Source organism: Proteus sp. fly-1008 (assembly GCF_040140305.1).
Taxonomy (GTDB): Bacteria; Pseudomonadota; Gammaproteobacteria; order Enterobacterales; family Enterobacteriaceae; genus Proteus; species Proteus vulgaris_B.
Genome location: NZ_JBEEWH010000001.1, coordinates 184,068 through 208,304 on the forward strand (window position 1 = coordinate 184,068; position 24,237 = coordinate 208,304).

Consider the following 24,237-nt stretch of genomic DNA (forward strand, 5'->3'; position numbering starts at 1 on the left):
TTGAGATACAGAATGTCTTTTTCAGTATTTATGTGAAAAAATATACGAAAATCAGTTGATTCTAAGAAATGACTTTCTTTGTGCGCAGTGAAAATGCTACCTTTATCTGTCCACTAAAGAAAAGAGAATAAAAAAGGAAATAATGTGAAAAAAGTCCTACTTTTTATTTTGGTTATTCTTGTTTTTGCCATCGTGGTCATTGCCATGACTTTAGGCTCAAATAACGATCAGGTAGTCACATTCAATTACCTTATTGCTCAAGGTGAATATCGTATTTCTACCTTGTTAGCCACACTGTTTGGTGTAGGCTTTATTCTTGGTTGGATTGTAAGTGGTGTTTTCTATTTGCGCGCCCGTTTATCATTAGGCCGAGCAAAACGTAAGATTAAACGTCTTGAAAGTGCTCAAACCAAACAAGAAAGTCAAGAAAGTCGCCCAACGGTTGCTTCTGCTACGAAATAAGGACGATAGCTGATGCTAGAATTGCTGTTTCTGTTACTACCTGTCGCGGCAGCTTACGGCTGGTATATGGGGCGTCGTGGCGCTCAACAGGATAAACAGCAGAATGCTGATCGCCTGTCACGAGAATACGTGGCAGGTGTTAACTTCTTACTTTCAGATCAACAAGATAAAGCAGTTGATCTCTTCCTTGAAATGCTTAAAGAAGATAGTTCTGCTTTTGAAGCACATCTTACGTTAGGCAATCTTTTCCGCTCTCGTGGTGAAGTTGAACGCGCAATTCGTATTCACCAATCCTTAATGGAAAGTGCGGCGCTTTCTTTTGAGCAACGCCTCCTTGCTGTTCAACAACTTGGCCGTGACTATGTTGCTGCGGGTGTTTACGATCGAGCTGAAAATATGTTTCAGCAACTTATTGATGAGCAAGAGTTTCGCCAAAGTGCGTTACAATCTTTGCTGGCTATTTACCAGTTAACTAGCGATTGGAGCAAAGCCATCGAAACAGCTGAAAAATTAGTAAAATTAGGTCAGCATGAATTAAAAGAACAAATATCACATTTTTACTGTGAGTTGGCACTTCAAGAAATGAGTAGTGATAATCTTGATAGTGCACTTAATTTTCTACAAAAAGCAGGCCAAGCAGATCCTCTCTGTGCTCGTGTTTCAATTATGTATGGACGTATTTATATTGCTCGTGATGAGAAACAAAAAGCCATTGAAGTGCTGATGAAAGTTATCGAGCAAGATAAAGAAATGGTGAGTGAAACACTGCCTATGCTTTTTGAATGTTTCCAGACACAAGAAGATAATTCTCGTTGGGAGGCGTATTTACGCCAATGTGTTGATAGTAATAGCGGTGCAATTGCTGAACTTTACCTTGCGGATATTATTGAAGCCAAAGAAGGTATTGAAGCCGCTCAGCTTTATATTAATCGACAATTAGAACGCCATCCTACAATGCGACTTTTCTATCGCTTAATGCGTTACCATTTAGCTGAAGCAGAAGAAGGTCGTGCTAAAGAAAGTCTTATCTTATTGCGTTATATGGTTGGTGAACAAATTCGTACCAAACCAGATTATCGTTGTCATAAATGTGGTTTTACCTCTCATGCATTATATTGGCATTGTCCATCCTGTCGTTCATGGGATACCGTTAAACCTATTCGCGGTTTAGATGGTCAGTGACGATGTCACTTTTTTAATAGTCTCTTTATAAATAAAGGCCCTAAAATGTCATTTCATTGTGATAAAAAATCGCCCGAGTTCACCTGTGCGCCCGTTATTGTGGCATTAGACTATGAAGATCAAAAAAGTGCATTAGATTTTGCACAACGTATCGATCCCTCATCTTGCCGTTTAAAAATAGGTAAAGAGATGTTTACCCGTTTTGGACCTCAATTTGTCACACAGTTACAAAAAGACGGTTTTGATATTTTCTTGGATCTAAAATTTCATGATATTCCAAATACAGTTGCAAGAGCCGTTGCAGCCGCAGCTGATTTAGGCGTATGGATGGTGAACGTACATGCTAGTGGAGGCAGTCGCATGATGCGTGCAGCTAAAGAGAGCCTTACATCCTATGGCAAAGACGCACCACTTTTAACAGCCGTAACGGTGTTAACAAGTATGGATAAATCTGATCTGATTGAATTGGGTATAACATTAACACCAGCAGAACAAGCGGAGCGCTTGGCATTGCTGGCAAAATCTTGTGGTCTTGATGGTGTTGTTTGCTCTGCACATGAAGCTACACGTTTTAAACAAGTTTGTGGTGATGATTTCTTATTAGTGACACCAGGTATTCGCCCAGCAGGGAGTGATGTCGGTGATCAGCGTCGAGTAATGACACCAGAACAAGCCATTGCTGCAGGCGTTGATTATATGGTGATTGGACGTCCTATTACACGTAGTGATAATCCTCTTGAAACATTACAACAAATTAATCGTTCTATACTCTAAATAATTCAAGGTTTAGCTAAGTTGGCAATGCACTGGATCTTAAAAGTATGACGAATATATACAAGGTATGTAATTAACATGGATAATAACTCTCGTTTGGTTTATTCCACAGATGCGGGTCGCATTAAAGAAGAAGAACAAAAGCCTGTACGTCCTGTCGGTGATGGCATTGTGCGTATTCAGCGTCAAACTAGTGGGCGCAAAGGTAAAGGTGTTTGTGTTGTTTCAGGTATCGATCTGGATGATGCTGAGCTGGCCAAGCTTGCTGCTGAACTGAAGAAAAAATGTGGCTGTGGTGGTAGTGTAAAAGACGGTTTAATTGAGATCCAAGGTGATAAACGCGATTTAATTAAATCGCTATTAGAAGCCAAAGGAATGAAAGTTAAACTGGCTGGTGGCTGATTTAGTTAGCTAGCAACGGAATGAATAATGATGCGCTGATTTTCTGTTGAGATTAGCGCATTTTTTATTGCCATTAATAGCTGTCTTTTTAAAGGTATTTTATGAAAGCGTATTTGATGATCGTAACATTGCTGTATTCTTCTGTGCTTTTGGCAGAAAGTAAAATGGATAAAGTGATTGTTCATGATAAATATTGTTCTTCACCAGAGCAGACAATGGATGAAGTCTACGAGCATGGGGCAATAACCAACTGTATTTATGCGGGGTTTTCAATCACTGATGCGTATAAAAAATATGTGAATGAACACGATGAAGCTTATCTTGAAAAAGTCATTAAAGTGAATAATAACGCCCAAAAAGAGTACCCAAATGATGCAGTCTCTGTTGACTATAATTGGGAAAACCCGAAAAAATTAATAATAGAACAGCAGTTTGCAGGTGGTTTTACCGAAATGTTGTTAGAAGAAGATCAGAAGGGTACTAAAATAACCATTACTGGTCATCCTGATTAAGTATTAGTCAAATAGAGAACAGCATAAGCAAGATTATAGGTGACAACGTCACCTAATTGTTTATATTTCATTTTATTCTTTCTCTTCGATTTTTAGATATTTCACAGGCACGGAAAGTGTTAACCATACGCCATTATCAGCCTGATAAAATTCAAAACCGTCACTAAACATTTTTTCACTATCAACAATTAAAACAACAGCTTTTCCATGACGATTGCCGACATTCACGGCTGTTTTGTGATCTTGTGATAAATGAACATATTGGCGACCATTAGGTATTAAACCTTGATTAAAAATACTGTCGATAAAGCGAGTTGCTGTGCCGTGATAAAGTATTTTAGGAGGAGTAATAGCTTGGTAATCAACGGTAGTCTTAAGAGAGTGTCCTTGAACGGCACGAATAAAAAGCCCATCTTCTGAAATAGCGAAACGTTTTTTATCATTCGTTTTAACCACATGGTTAATAATTTCAATGGTTAGTGGTGTGCCTTTTTTCTGCGCTAACAAGATCAATTGTGATATTTCACCCCATCCTTGATCATCAAGTGATAAACCGATACTTTCAGGAGCGTGTCGCAATATATAGCTTAAAAAGCGACTAATTTGTACTTTATCTTTCATTAATTCAATCCATTTGTGATTTACTAAATTTATGGTGTGAGTATTTTATTTCCTTAATACCATAAAAATATTCCTTTTTATTCCCTTTAAATTTCTAGTGTTATTTCTAGCAAAGATAAGAGGTATAAAAAAACTGATGGCTCAAAATGAACCATCAGTTTTATTGTATACCGACTACAGACTAATTAGATAGGGCGAGCAACAATATTACGTGTTTCAAGTTTTACATCTTCGATGCGAACAGGAATGATATCATTGAGTTTATAAGCACTTTCACCTTTCACAATCACTGTACCCGTTTCTTGACTGCATTGAATTTCATCACGTACAGCATGTAAGAAAGGAGCTGGAATAAAGGCTACTGCGCCATTTTCAACTAACCGAACACGAATACCACCACGCGTAATATCGATAATTTCAGCGTTAAATGACGTTTCAGTACCCGCAAAAGGTTTTAAGAAACGCGCATATAACCAATCACCTACATCTCTTTCAGCCATACGATTAGCACGGCGACGTTCTGCAATGCGAATACCATCTTCTTCCTGAGGTTTTTCAGCAGGTTCTTTACTGATAATCGCTTTCAGTAAACGATGGTTTAAAATATCACTGTATTTACGGATCGGTGATGTCCATGTTGCATATGCTTCTAGCCCTAAACCAAAGTGTGGACCTGGCTCTGATTTGATTTCAGCAAAGTTTTGATAACGACGAATACGACTATCAAGAAATTGATTCGGTTGGTTATCGAGTTCACGGCGTAATTGGCAGAAACCCTCAAGGGTTAACAAACTTTCAGAAGTGGTTTCAATGCCATTATCTTTTAAAGTTTGTACAACTTGATCGATATAAAGTGGATCAAAACCAGTGTGAACGTTATAGACACCAAAGCCTAAGTTTTTCGCTAATACTTTAGCTGCGCAGATATTGGCAGTGATCATTGCTTCTTCGACAATACGATTTGCAATACGACGATTTTCAGCCACGATATCTAATACATTACCGCCTTCATCGAGAATAAAGCGGTAATCAGGGCGTTCTTTAAAGACCAGTGCATGTTTTTCACGCCATTCATGACGTTTTTCACACATCTCTTTTAATAACATTACTTGTTCATGAACGATGTCATTCTCTGGTTTCCAATCGCTGTTACCGCCTTCTAACCAATCTGAAATATGGTCATAAACCAGTTTAGCTTTTGATTCTACCCATGCTGAATAGAAGTGAATATCTTCATGTAATGCACCATCTTGTGCAATGCTGACTTGGCAAACTAGTGCTGGGCGCTTTTCATTAGGGCGTAATGAGCAGATGTTATCAGATAGCTCACGAGGCAACATTGGGATATTAAAGCCCGGCAGATAGTTAGTTAGTGCGCGTTGTGCCGCAATTTTATCTAATTCACTATTTGGCAGAATATAAGCCGTAGGATCGGCAATAGCGATAAAGAGCGTTAATTGACCATTCTCTTCTTTACGAATAAAGAGTGCGTCATCCATGTCTTCTGTTGATGCGCTATCAATAGTGACAAAGGAGAGAGAAGTCAGATCTTCACGAGGTAACGCATCATGTAATGTAAGTGCTTCGTTGCCCATTTCTGGTGCATCGCGCTCAAGTTGATGGCGCATTAGGGTTACCCACCAAGGGGCGAAGTGATCGTCTTTATCTGTAATATAGTCGGTAATTTCTGCCTGAAAACCTTTATCACCTTTATTCAGTGGATGACGACGCATGACCGCAACAGCCCAATCTTGATCGACAAAACTATGGGTTAAGCTTTGGGCTGGTCGGCAAGGAATAGCATCTTTTAGTAGAGGATGGTCTGGTATTATCCACAGACGGTTATCACCTTCTTTTTTCTGAATACGGCCGACAAAACGAGTTAAAAAGGGCTCAACTAATTCTTCAGGTTCAACTGATTCTTTGTCGTTATTGGTATGAACAGCGGCAATTACACGGTCGCCGTGCATCACTTTTTTCATTTGCGGAGGGGGAATAAAATAGCTTTTCTGACCATCAACTTCAAGGAAGCCAAAGCCTTTATCTGTTCCCTTTACAAGGCCTTCCACGCGCGGTGTTTGGGCATGGAGTTGCTGTTTTAGCTGTGCAAGCAGCGGATTGTCTTGAAACATATTTTTCCGGAAAGTCGGCAGTTTTAATAATAAAAGTGGGCAATAGTTTTATTCGATTGTGCGTAGCGACGCAAGTAATATTGCATCAGAAAAACAGACAAATCGGCAAATTTTTATTCAGGATCTGTTTTTTCTTTAAATTCACACAGGTCTTCAATAATACAAGAGCCACACCGTGGTTTTCGTGCAATACAGGTATAACGACCATGAAGAATAAGCCAGTGATGGCAATCAACTTTAAATTCTGCCGGAACAACCTTTAAGAGTTTTTGCTCAACTTCATTGACATTCTTGCCGGGGGCAAAACCTGTACGATTACTCACTCTAAAGATATGTGTATCGACAGCAATTGTTGGCCAGCCAAATGCGGTGTTTAAAACAACATTTGCAGTTTTGCGACCAACACCTGGCAAAGCTTCAAGGGCTTCTCTGTTTTCAGGAACCTCACTGTGATGTTTATCCACCAAAATTTGACAGGTCTTAATCACATTTTCAGCTTTGGTATTATATAGGCCAATGGTTTTAATGTATTTTTTAAGTCCATCCACTCCTAAATTCAGGATAGCTTGTGGTGTGTTGGCAACTGGATAAAGCTTAGCGGTTGCTTTATTGACACTCACATCGGTCGCTTGTGCAGAGAGTAACACGGAGATCAATAGTTCAAACGGAGAGTCAAATTTTAGCTCTGTCGTAGGTTGCGGATTGTTATCACGCAACCGAGTTAGAATTTCAATACGTTTTGCTTGATTCATTATGCTCACAAATTAATTTTTAACGATATGACTACCACAGCCTTGCTCTTTTTCATAAGTTTTCATTGTCGAAGCGCTGCGCTTTTTCTGTCTTTCATCGATAAGGTATTTTCCCGCTAACATAAAGCCTAAACCGATAAAAGCACCTGGCGGTAAAATGGCAAGTAAGAAGGGTGAATCTAAATGAACTATTTCGATTCTTAATACTTGAGCCCATTCACCTAACAGTAAATCTGCACCGTCAAATAATGTTCCGTTACCTAAAATTTCACGGATCGCGCCTAACACAAAGAGTGCGGCTGTTGCCCCTAATCCCATTGCTAACCCATCAATGGCAGAAGGAAAGACTTCATTTTTAGCGGCGAAGGCTTCAGCACGGCCAATAACAATACAGTTGGTGACTATTAATGGAATAAAGATCCCCAACGATTGGTATAAACCATAGGCGTATGCGTTGATCAGTAATTGCACAGCACTGACGACAGACGCGATTATCATAACATAAATTGGGATACGAATTTCAGAAGGAACCCAACGACGTAAACTTGAAACTGCCACATTAGTGCAAAATAGCACTAATGTTGTCGCAAGTCCTAAGCCTAGCGCGTTAGTTGCTGTAGAAGAAACCGCAAGTAAAGGGCATAGGCCAAGTAATTGCACTAGAGCTGAGTTGTTTGTCCATAACCCTTGAGCAAAGAGCGTTTTAATGGAGTTCATATTAATTCGCCTCACAGACAGAGAGCGTTTCTAGCTTCTCTGGTAATGATTGTATTAGCCATGCTGTGCGTTTTGATGAGTTAACGACAGCACGGGGGGTGATCGTCGCACCTGTAAATTGATCAAAATCGCCACCATCTTTTTTTACCGCCCAATGTGGATCGTTTTCACTGGAAATGAATTTATGGCTCAGTGTTGTGATCCAATCGGAGATGCGCGTTTCAATCTTATCACCCAGACCAGGAGTTTCGTTATGTGCAGTTACACGAACACCTAGAACGTTACCTTTAAAGTCAGCGCCAACAAGAAGTTCAATTGCACCTGAATAGCCATCTGGTGCAGTAGATTCTAAGGCTGCTGCAACAGGTTTACCTTCTAAACGCGCTACATAAAGTTTATGAGGTTTTGAATTCCCCAATTCAGGTGCCGTAAGTAGATAACAATCTTTAGAAAGCTCATTGTCATACATTGTTTTGGGGATCACCTGATCCAATAATCTTTGTTTTTCTATAGCCACTTGCTCTGCAATGGTGTCTGCGGTTAAGTGGTATACCACAGCGGTTAAACCTGTTGTACAAGCCGCAAAGACAGCTAATGTTAGCCCATGACGTTTTAAGATCTCGATCATCATTTTCTCCTTGGCACATTAATGCCCATAAACACGAGGGCGTGTATAGCTATCGATTAAAGGTACGGCGATATTGGCAAGTAATACTGAGAATGCAACAGCGTCTGGATATCCACCATAAACACGGATAACCCATACTAATAAGCCTATCATGCCCGCATAAATTAAACGGCCTTTAGGGGTTGTAGAGGCACTTACAGGATCTGTCGCTATAAAGAAAGCCCCTAACATTGTTGCCCCTGAGAAAATTTGTAATAAGGGTTGTGAGTAACGAGTAGGATCGATACCCCAACTAATAACAGAACATAAGGCTAACATTGAGATCATTGCAACAGGGATATGCCAGCTAATAATGCGTTTATAGAGCAGAACTAATCCACCAACTAAATAAGCGACATTCACCCATTGCCATCCAATACCGGCAAATTCACCTTGTAAAATAGGTGTTGCTAACACTTCATCAATAGAATGAGTGAGTAATCCAGTTTTAAAACTATCAAGAGGTGTAGCTTGTGTAATGCCATCAACAGAGCGTCTTAAATCTTCAAGTGTTAAACCTGATGATGTATGACCTGTAAAGAAGATACTTAAACTATCCATGACATTGTAAGAGACAGCTTGTAGTTCAACAGGAGGCATCCACGATGTCATTTGTACTGGGAATGAAATTAGTAAAACCACATAACCTACCATTGCGGGGTTAAATGGATTTTGCCCTAAACCACCATAAATATGTTTTGCGATAACGACAGCAACAAATGTACCTAAGACAATGATCCACCATGGTGCCAAAGGCGGAATACTAATTGCTAGTAATACACCAGTAAGAAGTGCGGAGTTATCTTTAAGGTAAAGTAATGGATCTTCTTTTTTGAGTTTTACGCACACAGTTTCAGCCACAAGCGCAACGATAATGGCTAATATAATTTGGTAAATAGTGCCTAAACCAAAAAAATAGATCTGACTGATGATCCCCGGTAGTGCCGCTAATGTTACCCATAGCATAACTTGGCTGGTGGATTGCTGATTATGCGTAAAAGGGGAACTCGCAATTTTTAATTTACTGTTGTTATTTTGTATCGGTCTAAATTTCATCTGTGATTAGTCCAAGGTAACTTCTTCTTTAGCACGACGTTGTTCGGCTTCTTTTTTCGCTTTTACTCTGGCAATAGCTGCCGCGACAGCAGCTTTGCGCGGATCGACTTCTTCGGCTTCAGCACTTTCAACAGAGGTTTCAACCGTTGTTGTTGCTTGAGAAGCTTGTTGTGCTTTTTTGGCTTTTACACGAGCTAATGCCGCCGCAACAGCAGCTTTGCGTGGATCGACTTCTTCGGCTTCAGCATTTTCAACAGAGGCTTCAACCGTTGTTGTTGCTTGAGTTTGTTGAGCTTCTTTTTTCGCTTTTACTCTGGCAATAGCTGCCGCAACAGCAGCTTTGCGTGGATCGACTTCTTCGGCTTCAGCATTTTCAACAGAGGTTTCAACCGTTGTTGTTGCTTGAGTTTGTTGAGCCTCTTTTTTCGCTTTTACTCTGGCAATAGCTGCCGCAACAGCAGCTTTGCGCGGATCGACTTCTTCGGCTTCAGTGCTTTCAACAGAGGCTTCAACCGTTGTTATTTCCGCTTGAGCTTGTTGTGCTTTTTTGGCTTTTACACGAGCCAATGCCGCCGCAACAGCAGCTTTGCGCGGATCAGCGTCTTCGCTGTCACTTACTATATTATCATTTGAGGTTTCTAATGCTTTTTGCTGTGCTAATTTAGCTGCTTGTTTTGCTCTGACTTCTTCTTTTCGTTTTCTACGTGCGGCGATAGCGGCTGCGTTATCTGGCTCTTGACCTGCTTTCACAGAAATAATTTTACCGATATTCTGTTTTTCTTTTACGCGAGAGAGCGCAGATTGAACTTCGTTATGTTCATTATCATCAAGTTTAACGGCAGCACGTTGATGTCTTGCTTCACGTTCAAGTTTCTCACGCTCCATACGTAATTTTTTTGCTTCAAAACGCGCTTTAGCTTCAGCAGCACGTTTGGCTTCTGCATCAATTTCACGTATCTCAGCCTTTTCTTGCCGATAGTATTGAACTAGCGGGATATTACTTGGACAAACAAACGCACAAGCACCACATTCAATACAATCAAATAAATTATGTTGTTGTGCCTTCTCATGCTCTTTACCTTTACTGAACCAGTAAAGTTGTTGAGGTAATAAACCACTAGGGCAGGCATCTACACAATGACCACAGCGGATACATGCCTCTTCAAGGTTATCTGTATCCATTTCTTCAACAGAAGGGATTAGTAGGCAGTTAGTTATTTTGACAACTGGGGCATTTAAGTCAGGTAAGGTAAAGCCCATTAATGGGCCCCCCATAATCACCATTTGTTCAGAGCCTGCAACAAAACCAGCTTGTTTCAACAATGAATAAATAGGGGTGCCTAAACGTACCCAGAAGTTACCGGGTGTTTTGGCTCCATTACCAGTGACCGTGACAACACGTTCAATTAAAGGCTCATCATCAATAATGGCACGTTTGATGGCAACCACAGTACCAACGTTTTGCATCAAAACACCAATATCAGATGAACGACCACCTGATGGCACTTCTTTACCCGTTAAGATCTTGGTCAGTTGTTTAGCACCGCCAGAGGGATATTTTGTGGGAATGACACGAATAAAAATTCGTTTCTCATCAGGTACGGCATTTAATGCCTGTTTCAATGCTTCAATAGCTTCAGGTTTGTTATCTTCAATACCAATTAATACTTCATCAGGACAGAGAAGGTGAATTAATACCTGACAACCAGCAATCACTTCATCAGCATGCTCTTGCATTAAGCGATCATCCGCCGTGATATAAGGTTCACATTCTGCTGCATTGACAATCAGCGTGTTAACTAAATCACCACCGCCTTTTAATTTTGAAGCCGTTGGGAATCCAGCGCCCCCTAATCCAGCAATACCCGCTTCATGGATACGAGCGAGTAACGTCTCTTTGCTTTGTGATTGGTAATCAGTAAGAGGGAACTGTTCACGCCATTCATCTTTACCGTCAGATTGAATTCTTACGGCAATTTCAGGTAACCCTGAAGGGTGAGCGCTTGGAAAGGGTTCTATAGCAGTGACAGTACCAGAGATAGACGCATGAACAGGGAGTGTTCTGCCAACACCTTTAGTCAAAGGCTGGCCTTTTAAAACATGTTCACCCACGCTAACACAAAGTTGGCCTGGTACACCTAAGTGTTGATGAATTGGGACAATCACTTCATCAGGCAATTGTGCTATACGCATTGGTGTGCGACTTGACTGTAATTTCATTTCAGGAGGATGAATACCGCCTTTAAAATCCCAGATTTTATCTTTTTTAAATAACGAAAAGAGATTAAACATGAGCATTATCCTCCGTCTTTAATGACGGTTCATCTTCAGGTGTTTCTTCAGGCTCTGCTGGAATATTCTTAACAGGGATGGTATTTAAATCCCATTTCCAATTTGAGGTTGTTACTTTGACTGGTACTAAGGTAATGCAGTCAGTAGGACAAGGTGGAACACATAAGTCACATCCAGTACATAAGTCTTCAATAACTGTATGCATTGCGCGCGTTGCACCTACAATGGCATCAACAGGACAAGCTTGAATACACTTAGTACATCCAATGCAATTATCTTCATCAATTAAGGCGACTTTTCTAACCGGATTTAATGCTTCTTCGTCACCATCTAGCGGTTGAGGTTCAACACCCATTAATTCTGCGATTTTTAACATCACTTGTTCGCCCCCCGGCGCACAACGGTTAATCATCTCACCATTGTTTGCAACTGCGTCGGCATAAGGGCGACAACCAGGATGTCCACATTGCCCACATTGACTCTGTGGCAAAATAGCATCTATTTTTTCAACAATAGGATCTTCTTCCACTTTAAAGCGACGCGCGGAATAGCCCAAAATTAGCCCAAAGATAAGACCTAGCGCACCAAGTACACCAATTGCTATCCATAAAGAATTCATTACAGTTTCACCAAACCACTAAAACCCATAAAGGCGAGAGACATTAAACCTGCGGTAATTAAACCAATTGATGCACCTTTAAATGGAGCAGGGACATTTGCCACTGCTAATCTTTCTCTAATGGCGGCAAATAATACCATCACAAGAGAAAAACCTACTGCTGCACCAAAACCATAAACAGCTGACTGCATAAACGTGTGTGCTTGATTGATATTTAATAACGCAACGCCTAAGACAGCACAGTTTGTAGTAATTAAAGGTAAGAAGATCCCCAGCAAGCGATAGAGTGTTGGGCTTGTTTTTCTTACAACCATTTCAGTGAATTGTACAACTACTGCAATAACTAAAATAAAGCTCAGTGTGCGTAAATAAAGTAAGTCCAAAGGAACTAAAATAAAGTTATCCATCAGCCATGAACTAATAGAGGCGAGAGTCATAACAAAGGTCGTCGCAAATCCCATACCGATCGCGGTTTCTAATTTTTTTGATACACCCATAAATGGGCATAAACCTAGGAATTTGACGAGTACAAAGTTATTCACCAATACGGTGCCGACGAATAGAAGCAAGTAATCAGTCATTGTTATGCCAAAATTGTTAAACAGAGAAACAAAAAGCCTCCTGAAATAAAGAGGCTAAACAAGCGTATATAATATCAAGGGTGAAGATATGAAGTTATCGAACTTGTGTGAAAGTTTCACGAACACGTTTAGAGTACTTGATATAAGGCACAAAGCAGATAGTCGAGAAAACAGACCATAGAAGAGATTTTAACGCTGTTTGATCATCTACAGGCGCAAAGCCAAAGCTTTTGATCGCTAATAGTAAGTTGATAAGCAACCATAAAATAAATAAACGTGGAAAATTTTTAGCACGATAAAAAAACTGGCGTAGTAGATATACCGTAAAACCAAACATTACCCACGAGGTTAACGCAGAGAGATACCAACTTGATATTAAATGGAAAGGAAGCTGGTGGAGGAGCGAAAAATCTGCAAAATATTTAAGAACGTAGAGAACAGACATCAAACCTGAGCCAACAATTGATAAGATCATATAAGCCAATGGCGCAAGTAGCCATCCAGTTATAGGCGCCTTTCCTGAAAGGTTATTCTGCGTGTTTGCTTTGAGATCAAATTTCATTAATTAATTATTCCTACTCGTATGTATAGAACTAAACGGGATATTATCACAAACTTTGTTATTATTTATTTAGCTACAAAAGTGAAAGTGATTTTTATTAATAAAAAAGCAGATAAAAATAGGATAGGGTTATGGCAAATAAACTCAATGTTGGGATTATCGGATATGGCTATGCAAGTAAAACCTTTCATGCTCCCTTAATTACAACAACCGAAGGCTTTAATCTTAGTGCAATTTCAAGCTCTGATGAAAATAAAGTCAAACAAGATTTTCCTCACATCACGGTTTATGCAGACTCTCAAGTACTTATTAATGATCCCTTAATAGACTTAATCATTATCCCAACACCGAATAATACTCACTATTCGTTAGCTTCACAGGCTTTGGCAAAAGGTAAACATGTTGTTATTGATAAACCATTTACACTGACACTGGAAGAAGCTGAAAAATTAACTCAGCAAGCAACAGATGCCGGTAAGCTACTTTCTGTTTTTCATAATCGTCGTTGGGATTCAGGTTTCTTAACGGTTAAAAAACTTTTAGAGGATAAAACACTCGGTGAGATTAGTGCCTATGAAGCGCATTTTGATCGGTTTCGCCCAACCGTGCGTCAACGTTGGCGAGAAGATGCCGGAATCGGTGGCGGGCTTTGGTATGATTTAGCGCCTCATGTTCTTGATCAAGCCGTTTGCCTATTTGGTGAGCCTAAAGCAATTACTGCAGATATTGCTCAATTACGTCCTAATGCAAAAAATGCCGATTATTTTCATGCATTACTAGAATATGACAATCTTAGAGTCGTTCTTCATGCTTCTATGTTAGTTGCGTCTCCAACACCTATTTTTGCTATTCATGGGACAAAAGGAAGTTATGTTAAGTATGGTTTAGATACTCAAGAAGATGCTTTAAAAGCCGGTTATCTTCCAAATCAAACTTATAATTGGGGAATGGATAGTCAAGATGGTGAATTAACAACACTGTCAGAGTCTGGTGAATTAGAAACAACCACACTCACTACACTTTCTGGTGATTATCCTGCTTATTATCAACAAATTTATCGTGCAATTACATTAGGTGAAGAAAACCCTGTTACGTCAATACAAGCAACGGCGATTATGCGTTTGATTGAAGCGGGCGAAATTTCAAATCGGTTAAAACAAACTATTACGCTATAAACTAAAGGGAGCGCTAAATCTAATGTCTTGGTGGCAAAAATTAAAACTTGATCCTTTTCTCATGATAATGATTTGTGTGGTGACACTCGCAACGCTACTACCCGCACAAGGGGATATTAAAGTCCTATTTCAATATCTAACAACAGGCGCCATTGCACTGCTTTTCTTTTTGCATGGTGCAAAGCTTTCTAGAGAGGCAATACTGGCAGGGCTTGGGCATTGGCGATTACATTTAACTGTCTTTGCTAGCACTTTTATTCTTTTCCCTATTTTGGGGCTAGGGTTACAAGTGATTGTGCCTGAATGGATGTCACCGACAGTCTATATGGGTTTTTTATACCTTTGTGCTCTTCCTGCAACTGTTCAATCAGCCATTGCTTTTACTTCTGTGGCTGGGGGAAATGTAGCCGCAGCTATTTGTAGTGCATCAGCATCGAGTATTTTAGGCGTTTTTCTTTCACCTGTGCTGGTGGGTTTTTTAATGCAAACGCAAGGCTCAGCAGATGATTTTGATACTGCTGGAGCAATCCAGTCGATTTTACTGCAATTAATGGTGCCTTTTATTATTGGTCACTTATCTCGCCCTTTAATTGGTCGTTGGGTTGATAATCATAAAAAATTAGTCAATAGAACGGATCGCTCGTCTATTCTGCTGGTGGTCTATGTGGCATTTAGTGAAGCGGTGGTTGAAGGAATTTGGTATAAAATCGACGGTTGGTCACTATTAACGATTGCGATAGTGAGTTGTATCTTGCTAGCAATTGTCATTTTTGTGAATGTATACAGTGCAAGGTTGCTTGGTTTTAATAAAGCGGATGAGATCACCATTGTTTTTTGTGGCTCCAAAAAGAGTTTAGCAAATGGTGTACCAATGGCGAACGTACTATTTCCTGCGGCTACGGTGGGGGTAATGTTATTGCCATTAATGATATTTCATCAGATCCAATTAATGGTTTGTGCTGTATTAGCACAGCGTTACGCTAATCGAAATAAAGAAGCTGAAAATAAGTGATTAAATTTTAGTTTTAAAGGGATTCTTACAAAAGCATCGATTTAATAAATAATCGGTGCTTTTTTGTTATTGTAGTTTTTCTTGATTATTTTCTTCAGACAAGGAGGTCCGCTTTGATTTAAAAGGAAGGGGTAAACCAAGAACAGTATAAATTAAAAAGACGAATCCCATATTTAAATAATCTTCTTTATTATTTTTTACAATAATATTTGGCGCACATTCACTAGGTTCTAACTGTGCATTAATATTATACTTTCCCTGATACAGCTCGCTGAGTATTGTCTTTGCTTTCTCAAAATCTTTATGATTAACCAATAATTTCACACCACCAATTGCTTGAGCATAGACTTGGTTATTCCAAACAATATTCTCATCTAAAAGAATAGCATCAATACCTTCAGATTGGAGAAGTCCTGCTTCAATTGATGCATCAATCGGCGATAAGTATTGAGCTAATAATTTATAATGGCCTCTTGTTGGGTGAATGTTCCACATAGTTCTTCCTTAATGATAAATAACCCCTTGTGAAAATTAATTTTAGTCTAAGAGTCATTAATAATCCCATCTATTTTTAATGAATATAAAAAAACCATCTGATTAACAGATGGCTTTGATGGAAAAATCATTAAATATTAACGTGAGCTTACTTTTTTAATTAATGCATCACGTTCAGTTTGGCTAATAAACGCCATTTTCAAACCATTAATTTGAGTTTGGCGAATTTGCTCTGGTGTTAATCCCGCCGCAGGTGCTGCAACGTTATATTCGTGTTTTAATTCAATGCCTTCAACCGCAGGATCGTCTGTATTAAGCGATGCAATAATACCATGCTCTAAGAAGGTTTTTAGAGGATGTTCTGCTAATGAATTGATAGTGCTGGTTTGAATATTCGAGGTTAAGCAAGACTCAATACCAATTTGATGCTCTGCAAGGTAATCCATTAAACGAGGATCTTCAATAGCCTTAACACCATGACCGATACGACTTGCACCTAATTCTTTAATTGCGTGCCAGATGCTTTCAGCACCCGCAGCTTCACCAGCATGAACTGTAATATTCCATCCTGTGTCACGAGCACGATTAAAATGAGGTTGGAATAAGTGACCCGGAAAACCTAATTCATCACCCGCTAAATCAAGTGCGGTAATTCTATCCTGATGTTTCAATAATCCATTTAATTCTTGTTGACAAGCATCTTCACCAAAAGTACGGCTTAAAATACCGATTAAACGAATATCTACATCGTGGGATTGCAGTGCGCTTTGTACACCATCAACAATAGCTTCCACGACACCTTCAACTGGTAACTGGTGTTTCATTGCCATGTAATAAGGTGAGAATCGTAGTTCAGCGTAATTAATACCCGCATTAACCACATCCACCACGTTTTCATAAGCAACACGATGACACGCATCTAAGTCTGCTAAAACTGCCACTCCCCAATCTAATTTTTGTAAGAAGCTCACAAGACTTGGCTCATTTTTTGTAATTTGTACATGAGGACGCAAAGCTTCTAATTCATAAGCGGGGAGCGCAATATTGTGTTTTTTTGCTAAATCTAAAATAGTTTGTGGGCGGATATTACCATCTAAATGACGATGTAAATCGGTTAAAGGCAACTGTGTGTCAATCACGTGTTATTTTCCTTTTTAATAGAAATAATGAAAATCTATCGTTTATAGTGATTTTCTTATAATCGGGTAAATATAAATGAGTTGCAGATTATTATGACTGATTTTTATTTTATTCACTAACAAATAAACATAAATTGGTTATTTCTGAAGCTAAAAACGACTGTTTTTCTCAGTGTTAAGTTAAAAAGTAAAAAATAAAAAATAGGGCTGTCTATTTATTAACTACAATATTCAATGTAATTGACGTGTATTATCAAACTAACTGATATATTGATTTTTAATCTAAAAATAGAATTGTCATTATAACTGAAATATCCTATCAATTGTTTTGATAGATCTATAAAAGATAGATGAACAGAAAAAACAGTCAAGATATCGATTTTTTTGCTTCATTATTCAATAGATTACCTGTTTTGTATTTTTTATTAGCTGAAACATTTAAAATATTTCCTCATAAAAACATAATATTAAAATTTAGTTATATTTAAATTTATTTAGCTTTAATTAAATAAAATCAAAATAAACAATAAAATATCCATATTATTAAATGAGTGATAAAGAAAATAGAATTAAAGCCATAATGTTTTCTTGTTAAATGAAATAATTTAATTGAATGAAGTCATTTAATTATGATTTTTTAATAAAAACCTATTATTTAAAATTAAGGCTAATAATTATGAATGAGAATTCTAATTTAAATTTTGAAAAAAGAAATAATAAAATTAAAAATTTGCTGGCTTCAAGCTTACTTCCCCCTTCATCAGAAAACCATCTTACTTATGGTTCACAAGTTGTCACTGGCGATGGGACAATTGCATTGGATTTAGTTGTTGTTATTGATACAAGTGGTTCAATGTCTGATGAATCCTCTGATTTAAGCAAAGAAGTTGATGCTGCAATACAAGAGGCATCAGAAAAATGCCCATCAAAACTTCGGGTAACATTTTTAGGTATAGAAGGTACATGGGATGACACTAAATTTGATCAATCAGCCAGTGATTATTTAAAAGCATTGGGTGTTCCTGAAAATCGTTTACAGGCAAGAAAGCCGTTTAAAGAGGCTGATGGTCGTGATCATGCGGGTAATAAAGAGGATTTATGCCGTGCGGTGATTGATTTAAGTAAGCACTTTGATTGGCGTGATGGTGCGCGTCGTGCCATTTTTGTGTTGGGCGATGAAGGCATGGAAGGTGGCGGCGGTGTTCTTACTAATGCTGCTGTGATAAAGAATAATGAAGCGATTGCTGTTGCCCAGCACGAAAAAGTGAAAGTGTATACCTACCAAGGCACGCCTGACGATAAAATGACTAATTTAGATCGCTTCCCAAGTGTTGCTGATAGAGACAATATCACAAAAGAGTATGTACGCTTAGCGAAGAAAACAGGAGGGCGTTCTTATATCTACACAACAGGTATTGCTAAGTTTTCATTAGTATTGCAAGAGATCCTCTGTGATAGCCTAATACCGCCTAATATTCCTAAACCTCATGAGAAAGATACCAATTGTAGCCACGTCTGTGAGCAATTAACTTCTATTATTTCAACAGTAAATACACTTGCAGGAATAATTAATAAAACCATTGATTCTTGCTGTAAAGATGAATGGGGCAATCACCACCTCCCGGCTAAAGATTGTGATTGTTAATTAAGATACGAAGAAAAAAACACCGCATTGTGTTTTTACAATGCGGTGTTTCTATTTATCTTATCTGTCTGTAATAGAAGCTTAATTATTGAGCTTGTGCTGGTTGCTGCTCAGGAATTAATATTTCTTGTTCTTCGATAATCGCTGGATCTTCAGTCATCTCTTCTTGATAACCTTCTTCTGAATAATCAGAATCATCGTAATCGTAAGATGATGCACCCATGCCGAATAACATGGCAGCTAAACCTAACATTTGAGGAGCTTGGGTCACTTCCATAAATTCATCAAAAGTATAAGTTTTACCATTCATGGTAAATTTATCAGCAGCATAGTTCAGTTTCAGGCTTAATGCTTTACCGTCTTGTGCAAGTAGCATTAGTGGTAATGCATCTTTCTCATCTTGAGAAATTTGATTGATATTTTGCTGTAATTCAGTTTTTAACTGTTCAATATCAGCCGCTGTTGCTGTTTCGATTTCTTTTTTCTCTTCATCGGTTAATGCTGTTTCTTGGTAACGAGCCGCATCAAGGTATTGAGTGGTGTTACGGAACTCAGCTAACATTGGAAGAGATAAATCAATATTGAAATCGATGTTTTTAAACAGATAGTTAAATAACTCTGCTGGTGATTTCTCTTGGCTTTCTAATACTTTAACGTTAAATGCATTTAAGTCTAAGTTAAAGTTTAGTTTACTTGCACCGTTTTTATTGGTTAAAGATGCTTCATCGATACGGAAAACTAAGCCTTTCTCCAGTACATCACGAACGGCTTTTTCTACTATTTCTGAATTATCGTAATGGTATTTATTCCAAGGTAATAACGAGTTGTTATAAACTTTGGTTAACAGCAACATTGCATCAGTATCAGCTTTATCAATGGAATAGCCAAATTTACCTGCACCAAACTCTAATCCACCGACATTCAATGATTTAAAGTCATACATTTGAGATAAATTGAAGAGTTTATCTTTAATATCACTTTTGGTTTTCAGAGAAAAATCTTTCAGTGAGAAATCAGATGCTTTGTCTTTACTCGTATGCGCGATTTCAGCAAAGCTTAATAACTGTTCATTAAATAAGTATTGATCGTTATTAACTTTTGTTCCTGAAACAGAACCCGCGATATTTTTAATTGTGAAAGTTTCTTCACCTTCTTTAGTCACAACAACTTGATCACCTTTTACGGTGGTAGTGAAGTTGGTTGCGTTTTTGTCTGATGAGAATTCAACAGTAATAGGTGTCGTTTTAACTGTGCCATCGTTTTCAGCAAAATCGATAGGATTTAGTTTAGCTTCACCTGATACTGCACCATCAAAAGCCAAAGATGTATGCATATCAAAAAGAGATTTATCTTTAGTCAGCTTGAATAATTCTTTAGTTGTATCATTGTTGACCAACGTATTATTCACAGCTGCTAATTTTGGTGCTAAATTAAATTTAGCCAAATCAGAAAGAGGGAATGGACCGTGATCAATATCAGTAGTAAAGATAATTTCTTCTACTTTTTTATCCTGGTCTTCAACGACTTCACTAGCATCTTTTGAAATCACGACAGCAAAGTCTGCATTAGAGGTGAACACCCCTTTTTTATAGTCACGAATTTCAAGTTTAATATCAGCGCCAAATTGAGCATTTTTAGCAAGTTGCGCTAACTGGACATTAGCTAGTTTCGTTTCTTCCTGTAAGCGACTTTCAATTTTGCTGCCCATGTACCACGAGGCACCAGTCCAAACAACACCCAGTGCGACGATAACACCAACAGCGACAAGCGATTTCTTCATAATTCTAGTCCATCCTCTGTGTACATCTGGCGATGTACGTTATAAAGGCTGTTTTGTAACCCTTAAACAACCCGATAAATTGGTGATAAAATTTACTAAATTTAAATATAGATAATCCACATATATACTTCTCCACCTATATTAACTGTAAATATAGATTTAGTGGAATAAAATCGCAATCAGAACTTACTTAGTTACTCGCTAACATAATGAGTTTAAAGCAAAATAGATATGATTTATAAGATAAATAAAATAACCGTATAAAACGGCTTTTTTTACTCATTTTTAGATTGAGGCAATATTTAATTGTGATGTAATTCTATTTATGATGAATAATAAAGGCTCATAATAAGTATGGATATAAATATGAAGGCTTAAATAATAACGTTGGAAATATAATAAGGCTACCAACCGTATTTTTCCAAAAAAATCAACAGATTTCATTCTGTTATAAATATCATAAGCTCGCTTTAGCTCTCATATTTATTATTCTGTTTATGGCATGATACTGATATCCGAGTTATTTACTAAAAAGTGATTCGGAATTAATCAATTATTCTGTGTACTTAAGGAGATTGAAATGGCAGCCACTCGCATTGAAAAAGACTCAATGGGACAAATCGAAGTACCCGCTGACCAGTTATGGGGAGCTCAAACGCAGCGTTCTCTTGAACACTTCCGTATTTCAGTTGAAAAAATGCCTGTTGCACTTATCCATGCGCTTGCTATCACAAAGAAAGCAGCCGCAGGTGTTAACATGGATTTAGGTTTATTACCAAAAGAGCGCGCTGATGCAATTATCGCAGCCGCAGATGAAGTGCTTGCAGGTAAACACCCAACTGAATTCCCATTAGCAATCTGGCAGACTGGTTCTGGCACTCAATCAAACATGAATATGAATGAAGTGTTAGCTAACCGTGGTAGTGAGATACTTGGTGGTATTCGTGGCATGGAGCGCAAAATCCATCCGAATGATGATGTTAATAAAAGTCAGAGTTCAAATGATGTGTTCCCAACTGCCATGCATGTCGCTGCTGTTATTGCATTACGTCAGGATTTATTGCCAGAATTAAAATCACTGCTGAAAGTATTCAAAGAGAAAGCAGAAGCTTTCCATGACATCGTTAAAATTGGTCGTACTCACCTGCAAGATGCGACACCACTGACATTAGGCCAAGAGATATCTGGTTGGGCTGCTATGCTTGAGCACAACATCAAACATATCGATGATTCTGTTCCTCATGTTTGCGAGTTAGCACTAGGTGGTACAGCTGTTGGAACAGGTTTAAATACGCACCCCGAATATGCTGTTCGTGTGGCTAAACGTATCGCTGAATTATCAGGTCAACCATTTGTAACGGCACCTAATAAATTTGAAGCGTTAGCAACTTGTGATGCATTAGTTCATTCACATGGTGCATTAAAAGGTTTGGCTTCTTCATTAATGAAGATTGCTAATGACGTGCGTTGGTTAGCATCTGGCCCTCGTTGTGGTATTGGCGAAATTGCTATTCCAGAAAATGAGCCAGGCAGTTCAATCATGCCAGGTAAAGTTAACCCAACACAGTGTGAAGCATTAACAATGTTATGTGCTCAAGTAATGGGTAATGACGTTGCTATTAATATTGGTGGTGCGTCAGGTAACTTTGAACTGAACGTTTATCGTCCAATGATCATCGATAACTTCTTACAATCAGTCCGTTTACTGGCTGATGGTATGCGTAGCTTCAATGAGCACTGTGCAATTGGTATTGAACCAAACCGTGAACGTATCAATAAACTACTGCATGAATCATTAATGCTAGTGACTGCATTAAATACGCATATTGGCTACGATAAAGCAGCTGAAATTGCGAAGAAAGCGCATAAAGAAGGCTTAACGCTGAAAGAGTCTGCGCTGAAACTGAACTACCTTACATCGGAAGAATTCGATAGCTGGGTTCGTCCAGAAGATATGGTTGGTAGCATGAAAAAATAAGTGTCTTTAACACTTATTTATACCGATATAAAATCCCGCTTTTATGGCGGGATTTTTAGATCGTTTTGGGATAACAATAATGAATGAAGAAATTATTTTTACTGCAACCGAAGTAAATTGTTACGTTGAAGATGATGTCACTATTATTGGAATAGGGGATGACGCGGTTTCACCTGAGCACTTTGTTATTCTTTCAAGATTTGATGAGGAAGACGAAGATGTTGATAATTCAATCGGTTTAATGACACATTTATCTGATATAGAAGCTATTAATAGCCTTGAATGTATTACATTAACACGAGAGAAAATTATTTTCGTGTTAAAAAATAATCCCGTGATCTCCATTGATTTGAAAATCGAAAATAATCAATTTGCTCACCTTAATGATTATCTTATACAAATTCTTAAAGGAAGTTCAATTAAGCTCATTAACTAACTTTTTAATTGGTTATACTTCAAGATATAAATGCATTCTTGGAATAATCAGTTGTAATTTCTTAGCTTTAGGGCGATGGCGAATTTGAATGTTATCAGCATCATAATCAGGGAGTTCGCCAATAATCGGTTTAAAATCGCTCTCTTTATCAATATAGAAAGCCAACAAAGGTAATGGACAAGCATATTGTACTTGTTTTTGAAGCTCCGAATACCAAACACGAGCAATAGGTTGTACTTTCACGGGGCGCTTTATTTTTAATTTTGCATTTTCAGGTAATTTGGAAAGAGTGATTATCTCCTTATCAATACGTTCTGCCCATTGTTCACTGGTATATGGTGGAACCGCACGATTTGCTTCACGACTTTTCTCTAATTGAGCCAGTACATCATTGCGCGTTAAATTTTTAATAATATTTTTATTTGCCCAACCAAAGCGTACAGTATCAGGATCAGACAACAAGGTGAGGGTGCGATAAGCATTTAGCGTAATTAGACCTTTTAACTGATTATGAACAAAATCAAAACGCTCTTCTTTAGAAATCCCTGATTCTTTAGTCACGATATCAGAAAGCTGTTTTTTTAATGAGTTAATACGCCCAATGTCTTCTTTTACTGACTTAAACTCAATATTGCTGGTACTAAAGCAGAGCACACCTGGTAAACGAATAGCACGCTTACTGCTGATATGTGGTGCATTATCATAAATAAACAGGTTGGCCATTAGTTTTAAGGTAAGTTCAAGAGCTTCTTCATTATAGTTAGGTGACACTGTCACGCGAATAACATCATCATGTTCTTCTTCTTTAGTTACATCGGGTAATTCAAATACAGCAGAAGGTAATAATGTTAGTTTTCGCAGCTTTTCTGTCAGATTATTTATCTCGAGTTCTAACTGCTTAAAACAGAGATTAAATTGTTCTATTAAATCATATTTATTCATCTCAATATCCTTATTTAGTTACAACATACAATTAGCCTTTATTTAAAACAATACATCAGCTTCAGTGGAAAGTACATCGTTTGACAGGGAAGAAATAACAAAAATGCGCTATACTGTGTTTATATACAGTATAGCGCAAAAAAGGCATTTTTTATAATGTTTTTCTTAGAAAGAGAGTTTATGAGTGTTTAGTATGCTGAAATTGTCTTTATTTTGTTCTTTCATTGTGTTTGGTACATCATATTGTTGTGCTATAGCATCACATTCTGGCTTTTGATGATGGGCAGCTTTCAGTAAATGCATT

The 24,237-nt window shown here is 38.1% G+C and carries 24 protein-coding genes; 10 read left to right on the plus strand and 14 right to left on the minus strand.

Annotated features, from left to right (window positions below):
• The first annotated feature begins 144 nt into the window (after positions 1 to 144).
• From ABN256_RS00905 to ABN256_RS00925, 5 genes are all read left to right on the plus strand, one after another.
• Positions 145 to 462, plus strand: coding sequence for a LapA family protein (locus ABN256_RS00905; protein WP_072068009.1), 318 nt, complete (start codon positions 145 to 147; stop codon positions 460 to 462).
• A 12-nt stretch (positions 463 to 474) separates the two neighbouring features.
• Entirely contained in the window at positions 475 to 1,644 is a 1,170-nt protein-coding gene (lapB, locus tag ABN256_RS00910; RefSeq protein ID WP_196553106.1) for a lipopolysaccharide assembly protein LapB, read from the plus strand.
• A 45-nt stretch (positions 1,645 to 1,689) separates the two neighbouring features.
• Entirely contained in the window at positions 1,690 to 2,418 is a 729-nt protein-coding gene (gene pyrF, locus ABN256_RS00915; RefSeq protein WP_349438930.1) for an orotidine-5'-phosphate decarboxylase, read from the plus strand.
• A gap of 78 nt (positions 2,419 to 2,496) precedes the next feature.
• Positions 2,497 to 2,820 (plus strand): stress response translation initiation inhibitor YciH, encoded by a 324-nt coding sequence (yciH, locus tag ABN256_RS00920; RefSeq protein WP_072068012.1) that lies wholly within the window; start codon positions 2,497 to 2,499, stop codon positions 2,818 to 2,820.
• A 101-nt stretch (positions 2,821 to 2,921) separates the two neighbouring features.
• The gene (locus tag ABN256_RS00925) at positions 2,922 to 3,332 is read left to right on the plus strand and encodes a hypothetical protein (RefSeq protein WP_349438932.1); all 411 of its coding nucleotides are present in this window, start codon (positions 2,922 to 2,924) and stop codon (positions 3,330 to 3,332) included.
• A gap of 72 nt (positions 3,333 to 3,404) precedes the next feature.
• On the opposite strand, the gene ABN256_RS00930 is transcribed toward ABN256_RS00925, so the two are convergent.
• From ABN256_RS00930 to ABN256_RS00975, 10 genes are all read right to left on the minus strand, one after another.
• Positions 3,405 to 3,953 (minus strand): RNA 2'-phosphotransferase, encoded by a 549-nt coding sequence (locus ABN256_RS00930; protein ID WP_196553103.1) that lies wholly within the window; start codon positions 3,951 to 3,953, stop codon positions 3,405 to 3,407.
• Positions 3,954 to 4,138: 185 nt separating this feature from the next.
• Positions 4,139 to 6,085 (minus strand): exoribonuclease II, encoded by a 1,947-nt coding sequence (locus ABN256_RS00935; protein ID WP_349438933.1) that lies wholly within the window; start codon positions 6,083 to 6,085, stop codon positions 4,139 to 4,141.
• Between the two features lie 113 nt (positions 6,086 to 6,198).
• Positions 6,199 to 6,837: an endonuclease III gene (gene nth, locus ABN256_RS00940; protein ID WP_109408768.1), complete on the minus strand. Its 639-nt coding sequence runs from the start codon at positions 6,835 to 6,837 to the stop codon at positions 6,199 to 6,201.
• A gap of 12 nt (positions 6,838 to 6,849) precedes the next feature.
• Positions 6,850 to 7,554: an electron transport complex subunit E gene (locus tag ABN256_RS00945; RefSeq protein WP_036937069.1), complete on the minus strand. Its 705-nt coding sequence runs from the start codon at positions 7,552 to 7,554 to the stop codon at positions 6,850 to 6,852.
• A 1-nt stretch (position 7,555) separates the two neighbouring features.
• Complete coding sequence (gene rsxG / locus ABN256_RS00950; RefSeq protein WP_196553101.1) at positions 7,556 to 8,182, minus strand: electron transport complex subunit RsxG; 627 nt, start codon at positions 8,180 to 8,182, stop codon at positions 7,556 to 7,558.
• Positions 8,183 to 8,200: 18 nt separating this feature from the next.
• Entirely contained in the window at positions 8,201 to 9,277 is a 1,077-nt protein-coding gene (gene rsxD, locus ABN256_RS00955; RefSeq protein WP_109408770.1) for an electron transport complex subunit RsxD, read from the minus strand.
• Positions 9,278 to 9,283: 6 nt separating this feature from the next.
• Entirely contained in the window at positions 9,284 to 11,569 is a 2,286-nt protein-coding gene (gene rsxC, locus ABN256_RS00960) for an electron transport complex subunit RsxC (protein ID WP_349438934.1), read from the minus strand.
• Positions 11,562 to 12,188 carry an electron transport complex subunit RsxB gene (gene rsxB / locus ABN256_RS00965; protein ID WP_036937055.1) on the minus strand — a complete coding sequence of 209 codons (627 nt, stop codon included), beginning with the start codon at positions 12,186 to 12,188 and terminating at the stop codon, positions 11,562 to 11,564. Before rsxB ends, rsxC begins: the two co-directional genes overlap by 8 nt.
• Complete coding sequence (gene rsxA, locus ABN256_RS00970; protein ID WP_006536930.1) at positions 12,188 to 12,769, minus strand: electron transport complex subunit RsxA; 582 nt, start codon at positions 12,767 to 12,769, stop codon at positions 12,188 to 12,190. The genes rsxB and rsxA overlap by 1 nt, the downstream gene beginning before the upstream one ends.
• Before the next feature lie 94 nt (positions 12,770 to 12,863).
• Positions 12,864 to 13,331, minus strand: a complete 468-nt coding sequence (locus ABN256_RS00975) for a DUF2569 domain-containing protein (protein ID WP_349438935.1) — start codon at positions 13,329 to 13,331, stop codon at positions 12,864 to 12,866.
• Between the two features lie 131 nt (positions 13,332 to 13,462).
• Here ABN256_RS00975 and ABN256_RS00980 point away from each other — a divergent pair, with 131 nt between their 5' ends.
• Together ABN256_RS00980 and ABN256_RS00985 are read left to right on the plus strand one after the other, a co-directional pair.
• The gene (locus ABN256_RS00980) at positions 13,463 to 14,506 is read left to right on the plus strand and encodes an oxidoreductase (RefSeq protein ID WP_349438936.1); all 1,044 of its coding nucleotides are present in this window, start codon (positions 13,463 to 13,465) and stop codon (positions 14,504 to 14,506) included.
• A 22-nt stretch (positions 14,507 to 14,528) separates the two neighbouring features.
• Entirely contained in the window at positions 14,529 to 15,518 is a 990-nt protein-coding gene (locus tag ABN256_RS00985; RefSeq protein ID WP_197269231.1) for a bile acid:sodium symporter family protein, read from the plus strand.
• A gap of 66 nt (positions 15,519 to 15,584) precedes the next feature.
• Here the strand turns inward: ABN256_RS00985 and ABN256_RS00990 are convergent, their stop codons facing one another.
• Both ABN256_RS00990 and add read right to left on the minus strand, forming a co-directional pair.
• On the minus strand, positions 15,585 to 16,013 hold the full coding sequence (locus ABN256_RS00990; protein ID WP_197269230.1) for a putative signal transducing protein: 429 nt from the start codon (positions 16,011 to 16,013) through the stop codon (positions 15,585 to 15,587).
• A 137-nt stretch (positions 16,014 to 16,150) separates the two neighbouring features.
• Positions 16,151 to 17,152: an adenosine deaminase gene (gene add, locus ABN256_RS00995; RefSeq protein WP_349438937.1), complete on the minus strand. Its 1,002-nt coding sequence runs from the start codon at positions 17,150 to 17,152 to the stop codon at positions 16,151 to 16,153.
• A gap of 676 nt (positions 17,153 to 17,828) precedes the next feature.
• Here add and ABN256_RS01000 point away from each other — a divergent pair.
• Positions 17,829 to 18,797: a vWA domain-containing protein gene (locus tag ABN256_RS01000; protein ID WP_197269229.1), complete on the plus strand. Its 969-nt coding sequence runs from the start codon at positions 17,829 to 17,831 to the stop codon at positions 18,795 to 18,797.
• 85 nt (positions 18,798 to 18,882) lie between these two features.
• Here the strand turns inward: ABN256_RS01000 and ABN256_RS01005 are convergent, their stop codons facing one another.
• Complete coding sequence (locus ABN256_RS01005) at positions 18,883 to 20,577, minus strand: YdgA family protein (protein WP_349438939.1); 1,695 nt, start codon at positions 20,575 to 20,577, stop codon at positions 18,883 to 18,885.
• Positions 20,578 to 21,157: 580 nt separating this feature from the next.
• On the opposite strand from ABN256_RS01005, the gene fumC reads away from it, so the two are divergent.
• Positions 21,158 to 22,555: a class II fumarate hydratase gene (fumC, locus tag ABN256_RS01010; protein ID WP_166541292.1), complete on the plus strand. Its 1,398-nt coding sequence runs from the start codon at positions 21,158 to 21,160 to the stop codon at positions 22,553 to 22,555.
• A 79-nt stretch (positions 22,556 to 22,634) separates the two neighbouring features.
• Positions 22,635 to 22,991, plus strand: a complete 357-nt coding sequence (locus ABN256_RS01015; RefSeq protein ID WP_196553092.1) for a hypothetical protein — start codon at positions 22,635 to 22,637, stop codon at positions 22,989 to 22,991.
• A 12-nt stretch (positions 22,992 to 23,003) separates the two neighbouring features.
• Here the strand turns inward: ABN256_RS01015 and tus are convergent, their stop codons facing one another.
• Positions 23,004 to 23,933 (minus strand): DNA replication terminus site-binding protein, encoded by a 930-nt coding sequence (tus, locus tag ABN256_RS01020; RefSeq protein WP_196553091.1) that lies wholly within the window; start codon positions 23,931 to 23,933, stop codon positions 23,004 to 23,006.
• Positions 23,934 to 24,237 lie beyond the last annotated feature (304 nt).

What these genes read in the sequence shown, in the direction of transcription:
- fumC (WP_166541292.1), top strand. Translation starts at nt 21,158, where the DNA reads ATGGCAGCCACTCGCATTGAAAAAGACTCAATGGGACAAATCGAAGTA.
- tus (WP_196553091.1), bottom strand. Translation starts at nt 23,933, where the DNA reads ATGAATAAATATGATTTAATAGAACAATTTAATCTCTGTTTTAAGCAG.
- ABN256_RS00945 (WP_036937069.1), bottom strand. Translation starts at nt 7,554, where the DNA reads ATGAACTCCATTAAAACGCTCTTTGCTCAAGGGTTATGGACAAACAAC.
- ABN256_RS00985 (WP_197269231.1), top strand. Translation starts at nt 14,529, where the DNA reads ATGTCTTGGTGGCAAAAATTAAAACTTGATCCTTTTCTCATGATAATG.
- rsxC (WP_349438934.1), bottom strand. Translation starts at nt 11,569, where the DNA reads ATGTTTAATCTCTTTTCGTTATTTAAAAAAGATAAAATCTGGGATTTT.
- ABN256_RS00930 (WP_196553103.1), bottom strand. Translation starts at nt 3,953, where the DNA reads ATGAAAGATAAAGTACAAATTAGTCGCTTTTTAAGCTATATATTGCGA.
- ABN256_RS01000 (WP_197269229.1), top strand. Translation starts at nt 17,829, where the DNA reads ATGAATGAGAATTCTAATTTAAATTTTGAAAAAAGAAATAATAAAATT.
- ABN256_RS01005 (WP_349438939.1), bottom strand. Translation starts at nt 20,577, where the DNA reads ATGAAGAAATCGCTTGTCGCTGTTGGTGTTATCGTCGCACTGGGTGTT.
- yciH (WP_072068012.1), top strand. Translation starts at nt 2,497, where the DNA reads ATGGATAATAACTCTCGTTTGGTTTATTCCACAGATGCGGGTCGCATT.
- lapB (WP_196553106.1), top strand. Translation starts at nt 475, where the DNA reads ATGCTAGAATTGCTGTTTCTGTTACTACCTGTCGCGGCAGCTTACGGC.
- pyrF (WP_349438930.1), top strand. Translation starts at nt 1,690, where the DNA reads ATGTCATTTCATTGTGATAAAAAATCGCCCGAGTTCACCTGTGCGCCC.
- nth (WP_109408768.1), bottom strand. Translation starts at nt 6,837, where the DNA reads ATGAATCAAGCAAAACGTATTGAAATTCTAACTCGGTTGCGTGATAAC.
- rsxD (WP_109408770.1), bottom strand. Translation starts at nt 9,277, where the DNA reads ATGAAATTTAGACCGATACAAAATAACAACAGTAAATTAAAAATTGCG.
- ABN256_RS00935 (WP_349438933.1), bottom strand. Translation starts at nt 6,085, where the DNA reads ATGTTTCAAGACAATCCGCTGCTTGCACAGCTAAAACAGCAACTCCAT.
- ABN256_RS00975 (WP_349438935.1), bottom strand. Translation starts at nt 13,331, where the DNA reads ATGAAATTTGATCTCAAAGCAAACACGCAGAATAACCTTTCAGGAAAG.
- rsxB (WP_036937055.1), bottom strand. Translation starts at nt 12,188, where the DNA reads ATGAATTCTTTATGGATAGCAATTGGTGTACTTGGTGCGCTAGGTCTT.
- ABN256_RS00980 (WP_349438936.1), top strand. Translation starts at nt 13,463, where the DNA reads ATGGCAAATAAACTCAATGTTGGGATTATCGGATATGGCTATGCAAGT.
- ABN256_RS00990 (WP_197269230.1), bottom strand. Translation starts at nt 16,013, where the DNA reads ATGTGGAACATTCACCCAACAAGAGGCCATTATAAATTATTAGCTCAA.
- rsxA (WP_006536930.1), bottom strand. Translation starts at nt 12,769, where the DNA reads ATGACTGATTACTTGCTTCTATTCGTCGGCACCGTATTGGTGAATAAC.
- ABN256_RS01015 (WP_196553092.1), top strand. Translation starts at nt 22,635, where the DNA reads ATGAATGAAGAAATTATTTTTACTGCAACCGAAGTAAATTGTTACGTT.
- ABN256_RS00925 (WP_349438932.1), top strand. Translation starts at nt 2,922, where the DNA reads ATGAAAGCGTATTTGATGATCGTAACATTGCTGTATTCTTCTGTGCTT.
- rsxG (WP_196553101.1), bottom strand. Translation starts at nt 8,182, where the DNA reads ATGATCGAGATCTTAAAACGTCATGGGCTAACATTAGCTGTCTTTGCG.